This is a genomic window from Novosphingobium sp. Leaf2 (assembly GCF_001421325.1).
In the GTDB taxonomy this organism is placed as follows: Bacteria; Pseudomonadota; Alphaproteobacteria; order Sphingomonadales; family Sphingomonadaceae; genus Novosphingobium.
On record NZ_LMJY01000005.1, the window covers coordinates 134,602 to 150,989 of the forward strand.

The following is a 16,388-nucleotide window of genomic DNA, read 5'->3' on the forward strand; positions in this document are numbered from 1 at the left end:
TCTTGAGGGTAGTTCGGGTCTGTCCGATAAGCTGACATGGCCGCGGCCCTGTGCACCACTCTGGCATGTCCGCGACAGCGCCCGAAGCATATGCAAAGAGACGGCTTGCGTTTAAGTTTCAACCCCTCTAACGAGGGGTTGAAACTTAAACGGAGTCGTAAATGCCGTCGTTTGCTACCGCTATAGTTGAGGGTGAGCGTCCCGTATCCGACCGGCTGAATGATTTCGGTCTCGTGCTCGAGCAAATTCAAGCTGTTGGTATGGCGGCGCGCACCTGGGCAGATGACGCAAGTCCCTTGATGCCTATTAATGCTCCCGGGACGTTGGCCTACATTTATGGTGTTATGGAATTACGGCAGCAGATTCTAGATGGCGTTTGGGCCGCAGATCGGACGTGCGGCATCGAGGCAGTGGTCAATCGCGATCTCAAAATGCGTATCGGGTTCCAGAATGTAGATCGAGCCTGCGATCCCGATTTTCCGCCTAACCCGCGGTCCGCGAAAGGCAGCGCCTCCGAGAGCCTCTGTGGCCCAACCTTGTTCGAGCATGCGGGTATTGATGCGGGGCCACTCACTGGGGTGAAGGCGGATGGCATCCCAACTTACTACGTGATGGTGGGTGAGGACGGTAGCCTTGAGCTTTCTCACCCTGTGATCAGCAACGGGTCCTACAAGCATTTCCACGAGCGCATCTTTATCATTTCCCCGAACCGCGATTGGGCTGAGGAAATCAATCCGGATACCGCTCCCCTCGACGACTTCGATATCGAAATCCGTTTCAAAGATAGCGCATGACCTTTTCTTCACATCGCCTCATAGTCGCACGGCAAAGGCGCAAGCTGTCTGGTAAAGACTTGGCCGATCGTGCCGGTCTGACGCCGGTCACTATTTCCAAGGCCGAGAATGGGCATCAGGTCGAGACGGCGACGGCGGAAAAGATCGCCAAAGCGCTGGAATACCCGCTCGACTTCTTTTTTCTGGATGCGCCCGAGATTGTAGAAGCTGATACAGTTAGCTTTCGAAGTCTGAAGAAGATGAGTGCTGCGGAACGGGACGCCTCGCTCGCAGCTGGTGTTCTCGGTATCGAACTTTACGAGTGGATCGACGGTCGTTTTGATTTGCCTGCGACCGACCTCATCGATCTCAACAAGGAACGGAGCCGTCCGGAAAGTGCGGCACGTCTGCTGAGGCAGCATTGGGGTTTGGGTGACCGGCCCATTGGTAACGTGCTCAAACTGCTGGAATCCAAGGGTGTGCGCGTCCTCTCCCTTTCTGAGAACACGCAGAATGTGGATGCCTATTCCTTCTGGCGTAGCGATCGTGCTTACATCTTCCTAAATCAGGAAAAGACTGCCGAACGGTCTATTTTCGACAGTGCGCATGAACTCGGCCATTTGGTCCTTCATCATCACGCCGGTGCGCGAAATGACAAGGGCGCTGAGTATCAAGCTGATCAATTCGCTTCGGCGTTTCTCATGCCCGAGCATGATATCAAGAACGAGTTGTCCAACGTTGTCTCGCCGCAACAGATCATCCGAGCAAAGAAGCGCTGGAAGGTGTCGGCGATGGCGCTTGCCTACAGACTGCACAGTCTCAAGCTTCTGTCGGATTGGAACTACCGGGCTTTTTGTATCGAGCTTGGGAAGCTGGGATATCGAAGCGGAGAGCCGGGAGGAATAGAGCGAGAAAGATCAATCGTCTTGGCGAAGGTTCTAGCTGCGTTGTGGACCAAACGGCTTACCAAAGCGGAAATTGCAAAGGACCTCGCCATGCCGCTCGAAGAAATCGAAACTTTGATTTTCAGACTGGCCGGGCCGGAACCATCTTCGGCCGCGAAAGCGAGCCTTTCGCTAGTTTCATGACTTCGACGGTGACTGAAAGCGAAGTTTAGACGGGCGCACGCGTGGTCAATCTTCGGGCCCCATATAAAAAGCCGCCAGTCCGTACCTTGGCGGCGTCGGAAATTGGACGCGGAGTGACCAACAAGGACCGGTTCCATCGGAGGGGGCGCCGGATCATGGGAGTGCCGATGTTTTCCCTCCACGTGTCGACCGGCAAATTTTAGCCAAGAGCTGACATCCGGCATCCGCCTTACTGGCGCGTACAGGCCGCAGCATTCGGCACATCGCTGCTTATACGGCGAAGCGATGTCCACTTATCAATAGAGACCCTCAAGCACGGGGCGAGACGCCCGCAGCGTCGCGTAGAGCAAATCGTCACTCTCAGGGGGGAAGAGGTCAGTGTCGACGAGGTTGGTAAGCGGTTCGTTCGGCCCAAGCGTGATCTGCGCAACGATCATGATCCCGTAGAAATTCTGGGTGCGGTTGGTCGCGCCCTGAATGAACCCGGCCTTTTGGAGGCTGAGGCGAGGCGGCAGTTCACGAAGCCACCCGTCGCTCCCCCAGAATAGTTCGTTGCCATGGTGATAAAACCCTCCCCGGCTCTCGGCGAACACATAGATTACCCGGCCCGGCTTCGGCGGCGCACAGCGCATCAGCTGATGCTCATCCATGCTCGCCTGCGTAAAATAGAGCGCGACGTCGAGATCTTCGGTTAGATCAAGGAGCGAGGTATAATAGCCATATTGTTGCAGCGTGATCGCGAACGGCCGCTTTTTCATGAACGAGAAGAACCACTGCCGCAGATCGTCCGCCTCTTCGGGCCAATCGAGATGCGGCGGCTCCCCGATCTGAAGCGGACTCATCTGGATCTTCATCAGCAGTTCGGCGAAATGCGCATCCTCACCATCGGCTAACACGCGCTCGATCAGCGGTAAAAAACGCGCATCATGGTCGAACCAATGCTTATTTTGGCGCATCAGCCAGATTATGAAAGGTTTGTTCCACTGATGGTTCGGCCCAGCAATGGCGAAGCCATAGTTCATCCTCTCTGGATTCTGCTTGGCATAGCGCTCCAGCGAGGGGGTCAGCGACGGCAGCGATCGACCATACAGTTGATGCGAGATCCAGGCATCGCGCGGGAGTAAATACTCTTGGCGCTGGCCGCGGAACCATAGCCGCTTGACCGGCAGCTGTCCGCAGAAAAGCTCCCCAAGATCATAGACATGTCGCTCCAGTTCTTCACGCGTGTCGGCGTGAAGCTCGATCGGCCGCACGACTGGAAAAGCGAAATCCGATCCGTCAGTTGGAGCAAGTTCGTGAACTGACGGGATACGCCTCGATTTAAAGGCGAATGCGCTCTTCTTTTGTTCGGCCCGCGCCAGCAGTTCCTGCGCCTCGATAAAATTATCGGTGCCCTGAAGATCAAGACGTAGCGTGGTTCCGCCGGTGTCGACGCGGAAGCGCCAACCGGTCATCGTGTCGACCAGGACCGGCTCGGAGCTGAAATCACCGGGTTCGGGCGCCCAGGGCTTCATCTGCCCCATAGGCTGACCATAAGGATCCCGATCCATCGCCCCCATCGGCCTCAATCCGAAGGCGAGATAGGCGGCGGCCCGGCTCGCATCCGGTACCAACTCGGCCACGCGCTGCGCTTCCGCGGGATGCGCCGCCGGCGAATAGTTTGCCCAGCCGAGCGCGTCGTTTTTGTCGTCGTCCACCCGAACTCCTTCATACGCTCATTGTCTACGGTCGCGTAGCTCCTTCCGCGTCACGCCGCGTCGCGGAACGGATCGCAAATCCACCCAATAATCCGAAAACAAAATGCTTAGTCGACCCGTCCGCGGGGAACAACGCCGGGTTTCGGCAATCGCAGCTGCCATACATACCTGGCTGGCTCTGGTCGCGAGCTGCCGGAAGAGCGGAAGGTCTGCACCTGGGGAGCCGAATTCTGGCTCTGAGCGTCTCATAAGGGTCGACAACTGCCCCGCAAAACGCCTGTCGAACGTGCATATTGTTATCCGGTCAAAGCTTGCTGCTGTTGCCTCGACGTCTGTTTCCTACGTCACTTTCTAACGCTCTCGATCACGAGGCTTACGGGCACGTCGGTCAATATCAGGTCGTTGCACTGCCTCGCCCTTCTTTTCTCGACTGCGAAGATCCGCTGCTTTCCGATCATCGATCATGATCTCCCGCGCCCGCTCCAATCGCCGCGACACCGCCGCCGGCATATCGGCCACGAACCCTTCGATATCCTCGGCCAGCGCGCGGTCCTCGTCTTTCCCGGTCGTCGCCAGCGCGGCTGCGGCATCTGCGTAAGCCCCCCGGATCTGCTTCTGTCGGCCCAGCGCCAGCACATCCTCCACCCGACGCTCCGGGTTCTGTGACCGTGCGAACGCCTGCGCGCGCTCTTCGATCAGCCGGTTGAGATCCAACTCCCTCCCCTGCCCCGCTGTCCGCGCCTCCAGATGGTGCGCCGGCGAACGCACCCGCTTCTGGACATGGCCGCGCGCGCGGCGCGGCGTCGCTTCGGCGGCGATGCCGCGCTGGCGCAATTCATGGGCGAAGCTCTCGCGCCAATGATGAAGGTCGGCCTTGCGCGGATTGAACCGCGTCCCGTCGACGCCTTGGGTCGCGACGGTCAAGTGGACATGGGGGTGAGCGGTGTCGGTGTGGAGCGCCACCATATAGCTGAACTGCCCTTCGAACTCGACGCGCGCGAACGCCTGGACGGCATCATGGATGGTTGCGGCATCGGTCGTACCGCCAGGCATCGACAACACCATCGACATCGAGGTCGGACGGTCCTTGCCATGCGCGTTCATCGCCTGATCGAGCATGTCCCAGTCGGCGGCGATCGCCTTCAACCGCTTTTCATCGGTGATGATCTCGCCCTCGCTGCTACGGATTTCGAGCTTTCCGTGACGCGAGATGTAGCCGAAATGCTCGGCAAGATGCCTGGCGCCACGCTGTTTGCCCGAGATCTTGACCATGACCTCGGGGGCCTTGCGCACGATCCGCTCGAGCTTGGCCCGCGCTTGCGCCGCCGACAGCGCCGGCGCGGCATTGCTACCGTCCCTTCCCTTGCCGCCCGAACGGATCCGTAGTGTCCCCCCACGAAGGCTGCGCTTGCCCCCGGTCGGCGGTCGCCAGGCTTCCATCAGACTGGGGAGCGGCAGGACACCGTCATCATCCTCATTCATCGGCCGTGTCCCAATAGGCCATGTCACCCTTGAGCGCGCGGCCAAGCACGCGCAACTGATCGGCCACCTCATCCCGGAAGGATGCGACACGCGCGGCCTCGCGCGCCAGGTCGAGACGGGAATCCACCATGGTCGCGGCATGTAGCGCATGGACCGCCTGGTTGAGATTTATGCCGATCCGGTTGAGTTCGCGCCAGTACTGCGCGATCAGCACCCGGTCGCCACGCGGCGGCGGCGACGTCGCATGCAAACGTCGGCGCAACAGCATCACCAGCCACTCGGTCCGTTTGAGGCCGCGCGCATCCGCCGCCGCATCGAGCTGGACGATATCCTCGCGCAGGAGCCGAAGCTGCAGCCGGTCAGTCGTGCGCGTCCGAGGCGGTGCCGTCACGCTCGACGCATCCCCGGCGTCTTCAAGCGCAGCGTCGATCAGCTTGCGCAGGAGCGCTGAGCGTCCACCGGCGACAGTCGCCTTAGCATCGAAGCGCGCCGCGAGATCATCGGGCAGACGGAGACCAAAAAACGCCACACCCCATTGCTATTGTTTAACAATGACGGCGCCAAGCCTATCCGGCCCTCACCTAAAACCACTCGTCTTATAGTCTGCTCAAACAGACTCCGGCCCTCTTCAAGCGACGTATCCAACCCGAACTGGCATCGGCGGAAAAAAGGAATTTTCTCGAGCGAACCAATTCCCTCCGCCCGTGAAAATGAAGACAGCCGCGCCCCTGAAGAAAGGGGCACGGCTGTAAAAATTGTCTGAAAAAGCTCGATCGTTTCGACGCGGAGTGAGGGGTGATTGGATGCGCCCGACCTGCCCCGCCGATGGTTTACTCCATGGCGATCTCGGCAACAGGCGCTTCGACCTCCTGGCCGTCGTCGAGCGCCACCCGAACGCGCTCGGGCAGGATCAAACGTCCTGTCCGCCCACCCACCGTCACCCGAACCGCATCGAGCGGCCGAGGCTGCGGCGGCACCTCCGTTGCGAACATCGACCGCAAACCGGCACCGGCACGAACCGGCCGGCTCGGTGCGGCGCGCGCGGCGCCCTGTCCGTCCGAAAGCGCGGGCACATCGCCCAGACGGGCGTCGGGCAGAGTCTCGGATGCCTTGAGTCCCGCGATGAACCGGCCACCCTCGGCCAGGGTCACGCTTTCATCACCAAGCCGTTCAACATAGGCGCGCACTGCGTCGCCATGAGTACGGGCAGCCCGGTGGAGGTCGTAGAGCAACCGGATCGGCATCTGGTCGATCGCGGCCCGCAGCCAGGGCGCCATGTCGGCACAGGCGGCATAGAGCGATACGAACTGCTTCGATCGGCCGAGCGCGCGGGCGATCTCCGCCTGGGTGACGCCGGCACCCAGCATGCGTTCGATCCCGGTCGCCAGATCATGGGGGGTGAGGCCTGCGCGCTGGTCATTCTCGACAATCTGATCGGCGAGCGTGTCGGCGCGGTTCACCACCGCCACCACGATCGCCGGGATGGTCTCGCGCCCGGCAAGGCGCGATGCCCGAAAGCGCCGCTCACCGACGCGGATGACGTGAAGGCCGTCGCCATTTTTCGGGGCGACGATGATCGGCTGCAGGACTCCGCGCGCGGCGATCGAGGCAGCAAGATCCTTGAGCTCCGTCTCGTCGAACACGCGCCGCGGATTTTCCGGATCGGCCATAATCCAGTCGAGCGGCAGATCCTCGACGCGCCGCGCGCTATCATGGAGACCGACGAGCAGTCCGAACTCTTCGGCGCGCTGATCGAACTTGCCCATCACGCCGCACTCTGGCGGCGGACGTCCATCCGGCGAACGATCTCGGCCAGGATCGGCCGGATTTCGTCCGCTGCCGCTTTTACGCCGCTGCCGGTTTCGCGCCAGACCGGATGATGCTGTTCGGCCGAATGCTTGTATGTTGGCCGCGCCTTGATGAAGGCGGGAAACATCAGCTTCTCGCCAACGGCGCGGGCGAGCTTGACCGCATTGTCCATTTCGCGGCGGTCGAACGGATTGACCATCGAGGGCAACAGCCCGAGAAAATCGACCTTGCGCCCGCCTCGCGCACCTTCCGCTTTTTTGAGCGCGGTGAGCAGCATCTTGGCGCACTCGATCGAATCCTCGGCGACCTGGACCGGCGCGATCACTGCGTCGGCCACCGCCATCGCGCTCAAGGTCAGCTCGTCCCATTTGGGACCGGTGTCGATGACGCAATGGTCGAAATGAGCACCAAGCGCAGGGAACCAGCCGAGGAAATCGCGCACATCCGCGGCCGCCTTGACCATCTGCAGGCGCGGATCGGCGGCGAAGACGGTGATCCCGGGCGCATCGGTAAGCTCGAGCCGCGCCTCGGGATCGAACAGGTCCGCCGAGAACCACCCAGTTCGCTCGGTGGCAAGCCGGCGTGTGGAACTGCCCTGCGGATCAAGGTCGAGAAAGGCGACGCGGTTGCCGCCTTGCTCGGCCAGATACCAGGCGAGGTGGGTGGCGAGAAAGGTCTTGCCGACCCCGCCCTTGAGCAGGCTGACGACGACCGTCTTCATGGGCACAGCGCCGTCACGATTCATAGTCGTCGGGACCATTGCGCAGATTGCGCTCATAATGGTCGCGCGATGACCAGTCGCCACCGCCGCCGATCCCCGGGCCGACATAGCGAAACAGGTAAACGGTGATCGCGAAGCAGACGAACGCGAATATGAACGCATGGTCGGGATGGCGGGAAAAATAGTCGGCCACGACGAGTCTCCTTGGGGTGTTCGAGGGACACCGATCTGTCTCCTCACCGCGCAGCAAGACGCGGCCGCTTTCGCCGCGCAGCCTCCCCTCTCGTGCTGGGGAGCAAGGCCCGATGGGACGTCGGGGCGGCACCGCCGACAGTCTGCTCAAGCAGACTTTTCGGCTATCCCCCCGGTCAGGGGGATGGCCGGGGTCACTCGCCAAGGATGGGAAATCTGGTCAGGCCGACGCCGGGCGCAACCGGGTACGCAAAGCGATCCGCGCGGGCGGCACCGGCGAATCCTTTCCGTAAAAAGGTGGCCCCGACAGGGTCGGGGCCATGATAGCTCAATATTCGTGGGTTAGAAGCAGCGTCAGCACGCGGGTGGTGACGTCGGGATCTGTCGGGTCAGGCGATCCATATGTCAGCGCGCAATCATAATAATCGATCTTCCAGTACAGGGCCTCTCCCGCAAACTCGAAGCGACCGAAATCACGCTCCCCATGCGGATCGACGTCGGGACCAAAGGCATGATAGTCGCGCACCGTGCGCAGCAGTTCCGCGCGGCGCTGAAACCCGCGAAACAGACTGGTATCGCCGATCAAGTCGGCGACGCCGGCGGTCATGACCACCTGGTTGACGCCCGGGTTATGGATGGATTGGCGCAGAGCATCATTGAGCCGCGCGATGGTCGCGATGCGCTGGTCTGCGGATAGGACTTTGTCATTCTGGGGGTCGGCCATGACGTTCGACTTTCCAAGCTGTGTCAGACCCCGCCGATCGGGGCCTTACGACAGGCGACCGGACCCCCGGGGCATAGCGCGCCCGCGCACCCGACAGGGTCGCAACGGATGTGGAGAAGCCCGGTACCGGGCTTGCGCTGGCAAGTGCCGCGGCGAGGACGCCAAGCCAGGAAGGGACCGTTGGTGCGGCGGTCAGAGGGAATAAGGAACGGCATGGCCGACTTTTCGGAACTGCTGCTGGACGCGCGAGTGAGAGCTTCGCTATCATTCCGATCATGACAGACACCGCCCGGATCATTGCCCTATGGCCACGCTGGACATCAAGCGTCGGCGCGATGCAGCGGCTGCAGGTTCAGGTTCGCACCCAGTGCCGCCGCTGCGGCGCCCTGATGCGCGCCGATCTCGACGAGCTGGTCGCCCGCTATGGCGGGAATGCGTCGTTGATCGATCGCCAGGAGCGATGCCGCATGGTCGCGTGCGATGGCGCGACCTTCTACCTCGCGGCCCGGCGCTATGGTGGACCGTGGCGGATCCTGGTCGACGATGCGGCGCTGCGCGACGGGCTGAGCCTATGCCCGCCAGCCCACCTTGCGCTTGGTCGACCAGCCCCTTGCAGCGACAGCGCAGCGCTGCTCGTTACCGAGCGCCGTTGACTGCGCGACCACGGCAGGGATCGTTACCCGCATGGGCCGAGACCCGGCACGGGGCTCGGGGCGCAAGCCTAGAGCCCGGTCCGGTGCAACCGGAGCCGCCAACTCCCTCGCTTCATTTCCAATTAGCGATGCGTACTGCGTCTATTTCACCAACTGGTGGCGCAGGTTTGCCAGAATTGAGCAGAGCTGTTGGCTTTTCCGCCGTATATCAGCGAGCATCTCAAGGCCTTCCGCTTCCTCGACCAGAAGCATGGTGCGTTCGGCCTGCCGCGCACGGATAGAGACCTGACGGTAAACCACGATCCACTTGTCCGTCCGCTCAACCGCAATCTTTGCCACCCCATGCGCCAGAAACGTTCGAAGGCGCTCATGGGCACGAAAAGCGTCAATCGCTTTGAACGCCGCTTTCCCCTCAGCGGCAAAGGCCCCTTCCGTACCAAGGACCGCCGCGATATCGTCGAACCGCTGCCCGGTCAGATGGCGTAGACGGACGGCCGCACCTTTCTCCGGCACCGTACTCAAAGATAGCAAGGTTTCGGTCACGCCAGCCTCGGCCGCGGAGAAACACTGCAGACAGGCCCCGCGCCATGCGTTCACATCATGGACCACCCGGCTCCACAATGCGTCATCACTTTGGGATAGAATCTTTGTTTCGGCATTGATCCCGACTTTGTATCGCGCGCATGTTGATAATCGGTTGCTCGAGAGCGCAGGCAGCGCGCGATGCCCGTTGATGTTTGGCAGAGCCGGGAGCCCAGGGGCTCCCGGCAAGTGTCACGCGAACGGATCATATTCGTTGATGACGACCAGGTCGCCGTCAAAGTCGTCGGCGGTGATGACGGCGAACTGGTTGCCGATCCCGATGACCATCGTCGCGATCATGAGGGTCTTGGAGAGGCCGAGCGCGTGTCTGCGGGCGATCTTGATGTCGGTGAACATGTCGAGGCTCCTTGAAAGCCGGCGGGTTCATCCCCGCTCGACTGGCGCCCGAAGTGTTTGGTGGGTGGCCGCGATCACTTTTTGCCGCAGGCCAAAAGCCGTAGCGCACGCGACCGGACCCTTTACGGGTTGATCGCATTAGGCCGCGCGCCGGACCAAGGATTGCGCCTCAAAGAGCGGGGTGAAGCTGACGGCCGGAAGAGGTCATGGCCCCACCGGACGGATATCACCGGTTGCTTGTGTTTGCCTCATGTGAGACATATATCTGCATCACATGAGACAGGAGCAGCAGATGACGAGCCAGCCCGTGACGATCGAGACCTTGCTTGGGGTTGCGCCCCCCAAGGGCGACACGCGCCTGGGGCTGAGCTATTCAATTCTCGAAGGCCTGCCGGTCGGCGCACTCGACCATCTCGCCGACACCGTCGCACCGGGCGACAGCCGCTTCAAGTTCCGCCTGATTTCCAAGGCGACGCTCGATCGCCGCAAGAAGTCGGCGTCCAAGCGCCTGACCAGCGAGGAAGGCGACAAGCTGGCGCGGATCGCCAAGGTGTTCAGCTTCGCGCTCGATATCTATAAGGATCCCGCCAAGGTCCGCGACTTTCTCGGGCGCGCGCACCCCATGCTCGACAACAAGCCGCCGCTCGACGTGGCGCTGGCGACGGGTCCGGGAGCCGATGTCGTCATCAACCTGCTGGGACGGGCGGCTTACGGCGGCGGGGCGTGAGCGCCCAGATCACCGACCGCGTGCTGACCTGTTTCCGGATCGGCGATCCCGATGGCGCGCATCCCATCTATGACAGCGAAGGCGCTCGGCTCTATCCGGGACGGTGGAACACCGCGGCCAGCCCGATCATCTACACGTCAGAACATTATTCGACGGCGATGCTGGAAAAGCTCGTCCACGCCAACACGGTGATGCCGCCCAACCAGCATTATATCCGCATCACGATCCCCAACGACGTCAGCTATGAAGTCTTCCCGACCGCCAAATTCTCCGGGTGGGACGGCAAGCGCGAAGACATCTGCAAGGCCTTTGGCGAGGCGTGGTTCACGGCGCAACGCTCGGCGCTGTTGCTGGTGCCTTCGATCCCGGCGCGGGTGGAACGCAACATCCTGATCAATCCAGCACATCCCGATGCGCAAGCAATCAGCTTCGAGCTGCCCGAACCAATCTGGTGGGATGACCGGCTCTACGGCTGATCGTGCCTGACCGGCCTATTGGGATTAGACCTTTTCAATTGCCTTATTCGCCGACAGCCGGTCCGCCGGCGTTGAGCAGCTGCGAGACCGCCGTGACGATCTGGCCGATCGCAAAGGGCTTGGCGATCAGCAAGCAATAATGGATGGCTCGCTGGATCTCGACACTTGATAGATGTTCTTTCTTTGTTCTATTCTGCAGCCATGCTCCGAGTCGATGAAGATAGCCTGGCCCTCCACCTCGAGGTGTCGCTCGCAACGGCCGAACCGGCCCTCGTCACCGATATTGGGTGTGGCGATACCGTTGCACGACGCCGTGCAACGGCGGAGTTGGCGCGCCACCTGGCAATGCGTTTGCGCTGCTACGATATCCTCGCCGACGAACCCGCCGCGAGGTCCGATACATTGCCGCTCTTCCCTGAAGCATGACGCACACCACCTTCCGGGTTGAGCGCTGATGCTCGATGTATTTCTGCTTGCCGTCGCGGTCGTGCAGGGCGGCCAGTCGTTCACCTGCACTCCTGTCAGGGTCTGGGACGGCGATGGCCCGATCTGGTGTCGCGAGGGACCACGGATCCGGCTCGCTGGGATAGCGGCGCGGGAGATCGATGGCTCGTGCCGCAGGGGGCACCCCTGCCCGCGCGCCAGCGGCATTGCTGCGCGCGACACGCTGGTGCGGCTGCTCGGCGGCGCGAGAGGCCGAACCGGAAGCGGTCACATCCTGGTTGCAGGACCAAGGCTCCAGTGCCGATCGAATGGAAATGCGAAAGGCAATCGCACCGGTGCCTGGTGCACAACGCCTGTCATCGGCGATATCAGTTGCGCCATGATTGCGACCGGCACAGTGCTGCGATGGAGCCGCTATGCGGCGGGCCACTGCCGCTGAGAGGACGCTGAAGAGCAATATCCTAGCCGCGCGCTTCCAGATCCATGTCCCGAACTTTCCTCGTTCCCGGACCGTGCTGCGGAAAACAGCAAAAAGGCCCGGCGGCATGAGCCGCCGGGCCTTTGCCGGTCTCAGAAGGGAATTTCGTCGTCATCCACCGAGCTGTCATTGCCGCCTTGGTCGCCACTGGCGGGCTTGGCGCGGGTGAGGAAGGTCACCTCGTCGGCGATGATCTCGACGCCGTACCGCTCGATATTCTCGTTGTCGGTCCAGCGGGTGTAGTGGATGCGACCGCGCACCATCACCTTCATCCCCTTGTCGACATATTGCTCGACGGTCTTGCCGACGCCGTTGAAGCAGGTGATCCGGTGCCATTCGGTATCTTCGATCCGGCGGCCATTGTCGTCCTTGACGACCTTGCCGTTGCTGTCCCGCTTGGGCCGCGAAGTCGCGAGGCTGAAGTGGGTGATCTTGGTGCCGCCCTGCGTGGTGCGGGCTTCCGGCGTGGCGCCGACATTGCCGGCGAGGATGACGAGGTTCTGCATGTCGAGGTTCCTTTTTTGGGTGCCAAAGGGACCGTCCCTTCGACTGACCCCCGCAAAAGGCGGGCATGGGCGGTGCTTCCACCGGAGCGCGCAAGCGGCGTAGGGGAACCCCGACACAAGGGGTGGTGCGGGCAGCCGTGGAACACGGCAACTCGGCCCGAAGGGGAGCGGGTTGGAAGCACCGAACGACCGACTTAGGGATCAGGTCAAAAAGAAGGGATGGTGGCTTTGGTTCTATGAACCCAGGAACCGCTGCAGAAGCATTGCCCCATTACCGCAGCAATCTACGCCCGATAGCCCCACCACCGTTGGTCAGCCCATTTTCCAGTTCGACTTGTCGTTCGCAGCGAAGCAGCGGCGGCCCCTACGACAAGAAGACATGATGGCCGTCCGGCGGGTTTAGTCGGAAAACCGTCTCTGGCTTCAATCGGGTTGGCAAATCCCTTTCGAGTGGTGCGCGCACGGATGATGTTGCGGGGCCGGTTACGCGATCTGCACCCGGATCACGGCAAGGAGACGGTCGACGCAGAGACAGGCGTCGGCCATATCGAAGGGTGACGCCCCGACCCGGAACAACGCGTCGATCTCGTGGTGACTATAGGCCGGCGAAAGGATCGCTGTGAGATCCGGCAATTCCAGAGGCAGGCCGGACAGGCCTGCTTCCGTCGCAAGCGCCAGGGCCTTTTCGAGGTCATGCCGAATATGGACACGGTTCCAGTCGTCGGCATAGCCCGCCTTCATCAGAAAGGCTTTGAGGCTGAGTTCGATCGCGATGGCCAGCGAATGTGCAGCACTCGCCGGAGCGATCCCGACGCTTGCCGACGCGCCACGGGCAAAGCCCGTGGCATTCTCCATGAAAATGTCGATCAGCGCCGGATCGACGTCCCCGGCGAAACGCCGCGCAGCGTCATCAAGCGTGGCGGCCGATAGCCCGATCAGCCAGCGCGATCCTCCGATATTGCGCAGATGGCGCAAATGCGCCGCACCGGGTTCATCAATGTCGGTGCAGGCCGACCAGCGCAGCAGCAACGCCGCCTTCCAGCAGCGACCATGGCGCTGTCGGAACGCAAGCAAAGCGCGCAGTTCCTCATCATGCAAATCGCGCATCATCATCTCCCTTCTTCGTGGCAAAGCGGCACCCGGTGCAGCGTGAGCGACGCGGATGGCTGGTGGACTCTGAAATGCACGCCCGCTGCCGACACGGCCGACGGGTTCCACTGCTATTCAGCGACACCCAAAAGGGCCTCAGCGCCCTCCCCTCTTGCCTGCGGGAATTTCGAGAAGACGACCGTGAGCGGAGCGGAAAAGGGGCCGCCGGGAAACCGGCGGCCACCGGCTTCAGCCCGCACCGCGACCAGCAGCTGAAGGAGGGCTTCCCAATGGGCCGCGGCGATCAACGACACGGAGTCCCCGAGCCTTGGCTTCGATGACAAGCCGCTCCGTCACGCCATTGCCCTGGAAGGCGATCACGAACCGCGGTTTAAGCGAGAGCATCTGCTCGTTGCGACGGAAGCCCGCGCGATCTCCGAGTTTGCGATCGAGACCGAACCGCACCTGCTGGATGCCGTTCTGCTCGGCCCATGACGCTGCAAGCCGTTCGATACCTTTCATATCGCCGCCGTGGACCAAATACATGTCACCAACGTGAGCGTGAACCTTGTTCAGGGTCGCTAGGAGGTTATCAGCAAAGGTCATCATGTCGGCGTCATTGGCAAACGTCAGGCGACCGCCGGCGAACACCACCGGCGTACCCTGCGCGGTGTTGGCGTTCAAAGCCCGCTCGCGGCGCGCCCGCAGGAAGGCATGGCCGTCGACGATCCCGGCGGTGACACCGAGCGAAATGCGGTTGCCGGACGATGGCACCCACGATCTCCCAGTTTCCCGGATATAGTGCGCGGCGGCGACATCGCGCATGATCTCGAAGGCACCCGCGGATTCCTCGACCTTCTTGGCGAGATCGATCTTTTCCTCCAGATTGGCCGTGCTGATTTCGGAGCCGTCCTGTTCGGCGAGGAGCAAGCGAATGTCGTCGGTCAACCGGTCGACCAGCCCGTGTTTCTTGGCGGCGGCGCGGTGGAATAGGTTCACCAGCCCCCAGCCCAGATCTTCGATGTCACGCTCGATCGACGTGTTGCTCATCGTCGTGAAGAGATCGCTCCAGATTGCGGTGACGGTCTGCTCCAGCGCCTCGGTTGGTGGCGGCGCCATGCCACTGAGGTCTTCAGCGCGGGGTTCGAGGTGCCCTAGCTCCAGTGCCGCGAGTGCGGCTGCAAGCGATGTGGTCATGATGGCGAGCCTTTCTGTCTTTGCCGGCGGCCTCTCCGCCGGATGCGCATCCTCCGGGCGCTCGCAAAAGAGGGGCTGGCACCGAGGCACAGCCGAGGGAAACTCGCGAACAAGGGGTGGTGCGGGCAGCCGTGGCACACGGCAACTCGGCCCGCCGTTCGCGGGTTGCTAGCGCCTCGCGGGCGCCCATATGCAGCATCCTGTGGCGGGGAGGTGTCGTCACAGACCGGTTTTCGCTTTGTCCTCAGCCTGCGCCGTCGATCCGGAACGGGGATATCTCCAATTCCGCCGCCGCGAGATGCGAGAGCACCGCCGCGTAGCTGCCGAGACGGCGCACCGTTTCCGCCGAAATTAGGATCTCGTCATCGTCCGAGGCGCTGAAACTCCGAACGGTCGTGCCGTCAAAGACCACCCGCTCCGGGCCAAACGCCCCAGAAGCGCCGTCCGCCCAGCGGGCGAAGACCAGGGCATGATCGACACAGAAAGTCTCGATCGCTTCGAACCGGCCCCAGGCAACCTCATGGTCGGCCAGGTACAGGGGAACGCTCGGATCGAGATCGTCCGGGTCGAACGCGGTGCCCTCCCAATCCGTGAAGGCGCCGTCGCTCTCGACGGCAGCGCAAAAGCCGGGAAGGAGGTCAGGGGACAGCGATCCGCCGATGCGGATCGCGACAGAAGCGCGATCGGCCATGAGAGTCTCCGTAGCTAGTGAGGGGGGTCAGCCTGCGGACTGACCACGGTGGAATGCGTCGAGCCAGCGCGCCATCGACATGCGCTGCTCGACGGGCTTGCAGGCTTGCGCCGCCTGGAACGCGACCAGCGCGAGCGGTGCATCCGCCACGATCCGATCAACTTCGCTCGGCGAGAGAAGGCCGTGCTGACGGATATAGGCGGTGATATTGCCCGGTCTCGGTGTTGCCCCACCGCGGCCGACAACGGGCTTGCGCCACAGGCCATCAATCGTGCGCAAGCGAGGTTTTGCGCGAGCCTCCATCAGAACGATGGTGCGAAGCTCATCCCTGGAGAGCGCATCAACCTCGTGCGGCCGCATAGCGGGACAGAAGAAACAGGAGGATTTGGGCGGTACAGGCAGGCCCGCACGCTCAATGCGTGCAATGCAATCCGCCCGGGTCCAGCCCAGTTCGCGAAGGGGATAACGATAGTCATAGCGAGGGTCGGCATATCCCTCGGCATGCGCGTAGCGACGCTGATCGGCACTGGAACAGTCATAGCCGATCAGTTTGACAACACGTCCGCCTTCTCCCCAGCACCGTATCGCGGGCGCCCATTGCGCCGTCCATTTGTCCTGCGGCGCCACCTTCCATTTGAGAGAGCATTAGGTCTGGATAGGTCTGTCCTCTTTGCCCCGCAAAGCCGGCATTCCCACCACTTC

Annotated in this window: 21 protein-coding genes; 7 read left to right on the forward strand and 14 right to left on the reverse strand. The window is 62.1% G+C overall.

Going from position 1 to position 16,388, the window contains the following annotated elements; translation table 11 throughout:
* Positions 1-161 precede the first annotated feature (161 nt).
* Complete coding sequence (locus tag ASE49_RS05280; RefSeq protein WP_056769068.1) at positions 162-794, forward strand: hypothetical protein; 633 nt, start codon at positions 162-164, stop codon at positions 792-794.
* On the forward strand, positions 791-1,861 hold the full coding sequence (locus ASE49_RS05285; protein ID WP_056769069.1) for a helix-turn-helix domain-containing protein: 1,071 nt from the start codon (positions 791-793) through the stop codon (positions 1,859-1,861). Before ASE49_RS05280 ends, ASE49_RS05285 begins: the two co-directional genes overlap by 4 nt.
* 296 nt (positions 1,862-2,157) lie before the next feature.
* On the opposite strand, the gene ASE49_RS05290 is transcribed toward ASE49_RS05285, so the two are convergent.
* From ASE49_RS05290 to ASE49_RS05320, 7 genes are all read right to left on the reverse strand, one after another.
* Positions 2,158-3,558: a hypothetical protein gene (locus tag ASE49_RS05290; RefSeq protein ID WP_056769070.1), complete on the reverse strand. Its 1,401-nt coding sequence runs from the start codon at positions 3,556-3,558 to the stop codon at positions 2,158-2,160.
* A gap of 351 nt (positions 3,559-3,909) precedes the next feature.
* Positions 3,910-5,040 (reverse strand): relaxase/mobilization nuclease domain-containing protein, encoded by a 1,131-nt coding sequence (locus tag ASE49_RS05295; protein ID WP_056769071.1) that lies wholly within the window; start codon positions 5,038-5,040, stop codon positions 3,910-3,912.
* Positions 5,033-5,569 carry a plasmid mobilization relaxosome protein MobC gene (locus tag ASE49_RS05300; protein ID WP_056769072.1) on the reverse strand — a complete coding sequence of 179 codons (537 nt, stop codon included), beginning with the start codon at positions 5,567-5,569 and terminating at the stop codon, positions 5,033-5,035. Before ASE49_RS05300 ends, ASE49_RS05295 begins: the two co-directional genes overlap by 8 nt.
* Before the next feature lie 301 nt (positions 5,570-5,870).
* Positions 5,871-6,806, reverse strand: coding sequence for a ParB/RepB/Spo0J family partition protein (locus ASE49_RS05305; protein WP_056769073.1), 936 nt, complete (start codon positions 6,804-6,806; stop codon positions 5,871-5,873).
* A complete protein-coding gene (locus ASE49_RS05310; protein ID WP_056769147.1) occupies positions 6,806-7,570 on the reverse strand; it encodes a ParA family protein in 765 nt (254 codons plus the stop codon). The genes ASE49_RS05305 and ASE49_RS05310 overlap by 1 nt, the downstream gene beginning before the upstream one ends.
* A 13-nt stretch (positions 7,571-7,583) precedes the next feature.
* On the reverse strand, positions 7,584-7,763 hold the full coding sequence (locus ASE49_RS05315) for a hypothetical protein (protein WP_056769074.1): 180 nt from the start codon (positions 7,761-7,763) through the stop codon (positions 7,584-7,586).
* Between the two features lie 327 nt (positions 7,764-8,090).
* Positions 8,091-8,486, reverse strand: a complete 396-nt coding sequence (locus ASE49_RS05320; RefSeq protein WP_056769075.1) for a DUF3768 domain-containing protein — start codon at positions 8,484-8,486, stop codon at positions 8,091-8,093.
* Between the two features lie 275 nt (positions 8,487-8,761).
* Here ASE49_RS05320 and ASE49_RS05325 point away from each other — a divergent pair, with 275 nt between their 5' ends.
* The gene (locus tag ASE49_RS05325) at positions 8,762-9,139 is read left to right on the forward strand and encodes a hypothetical protein (protein ID WP_056769076.1); all 378 of its coding nucleotides are present in this window, start codon (positions 8,762-8,764) and stop codon (positions 9,137-9,139) included.
* Between the two features lie 141 nt (positions 9,140-9,280).
* Here ASE49_RS05325 and ASE49_RS05330 read toward each other — a convergent pair whose 3' ends face one another.
* The gene (locus tag ASE49_RS05330; RefSeq protein ID WP_235522848.1) at positions 9,281-9,682 is read right to left on the reverse strand and encodes a hypothetical protein; all 402 of its coding nucleotides are present in this window, start codon (positions 9,680-9,682) and stop codon (positions 9,281-9,283) included.
* A gap of 231 nt (positions 9,683-9,913) precedes the next feature.
* The gene (locus ASE49_RS18525; RefSeq protein ID WP_200921981.1) at positions 9,914-10,078 is read right to left on the reverse strand and encodes a hypothetical protein; all 165 of its coding nucleotides are present in this window, start codon (positions 10,076-10,078) and stop codon (positions 9,914-9,916) included.
* Between the two features lie 292 nt (positions 10,079-10,370).
* On the opposite strand from ASE49_RS18525, the gene ASE49_RS05335 reads away from it, so the two are divergent.
* The 4 genes from ASE49_RS05335 to ASE49_RS18645 all read left to right on the forward strand — a co-directional run bounded on the left by ASE49_RS05335 (position 10,371) and on the right by ASE49_RS18645 (position 12,164).
* Positions 10,371-10,805 (forward strand): antitoxin Xre-like helix-turn-helix domain-containing protein, encoded by a 435-nt coding sequence (locus tag ASE49_RS05335; RefSeq protein WP_056769152.1) that lies wholly within the window; start codon positions 10,371-10,373, stop codon positions 10,803-10,805.
* Positions 10,802-11,281 carry an RES family NAD+ phosphorylase gene (locus ASE49_RS05340; protein WP_056769077.1) on the forward strand — a complete coding sequence of 160 codons (480 nt, stop codon included), beginning with the start codon at positions 10,802-10,804 and terminating at the stop codon, positions 11,279-11,281. The genes ASE49_RS05335 and ASE49_RS05340 overlap by 4 nt, the downstream gene beginning before the upstream one ends.
* 165 nt (positions 11,282-11,446) lie before the next feature.
* Positions 11,447-11,707 (forward strand): hypothetical protein, encoded by a 261-nt coding sequence (locus ASE49_RS05345; RefSeq protein WP_156370128.1) that lies wholly within the window; start codon positions 11,447-11,449, stop codon positions 11,705-11,707.
* Between the two features lie 28 nt (positions 11,708-11,735).
* The gene (locus tag ASE49_RS18645; RefSeq protein WP_082456316.1) at positions 11,736-12,164 is read left to right on the forward strand and encodes a thermonuclease family protein; all 429 of its coding nucleotides are present in this window, start codon (positions 11,736-11,738) and stop codon (positions 12,162-12,164) included.
* A 131-nt stretch (positions 12,165-12,295) separates the two neighbouring features.
* On the opposite strand, the gene ASE49_RS05350 is transcribed toward ASE49_RS18645, so the two are convergent.
* The 5 genes from ASE49_RS05350 to ASE49_RS05370 all read right to left on the reverse strand — a co-directional run bounded on the left by ASE49_RS05350 (position 12,296) and on the right by ASE49_RS05370 (position 16,313).
* The gene (locus ASE49_RS05350) at positions 12,296-12,709 is read right to left on the reverse strand and encodes a single-stranded DNA-binding protein (RefSeq protein WP_056769078.1); all 414 of its coding nucleotides are present in this window, start codon (positions 12,707-12,709) and stop codon (positions 12,296-12,298) included.
* 483 nt (positions 12,710-13,192) lie between these two features.
* Entirely contained in the window at positions 13,193-13,822 is a 630-nt protein-coding gene (locus ASE49_RS05355; protein ID WP_056769079.1) for a hypothetical protein, read from the reverse strand.
* Positions 13,823-14,047: 225 nt separating this feature from the next.
* Positions 14,048-14,995, reverse strand: a complete 948-nt coding sequence (locus ASE49_RS05360) for a DUF2493 domain-containing protein (protein WP_056769080.1) — start codon at positions 14,993-14,995, stop codon at positions 14,048-14,050.
* Between the two features lie 244 nt (positions 14,996-15,239).
* On the reverse strand, positions 15,240-15,686 hold the full coding sequence (locus tag ASE49_RS05365; protein ID WP_056769081.1) for a hypothetical protein: 447 nt from the start codon (positions 15,684-15,686) through the stop codon (positions 15,240-15,242).
* A gap of 27 nt (positions 15,687-15,713) precedes the next feature.
* The gene (locus ASE49_RS05370; RefSeq protein WP_200921982.1) at positions 15,714-16,313 is read right to left on the reverse strand and encodes a hypothetical protein; all 600 of its coding nucleotides are present in this window, start codon (positions 16,311-16,313) and stop codon (positions 15,714-15,716) included.
* Positions 16,314-16,388: the final 75 nt, after the last annotated feature.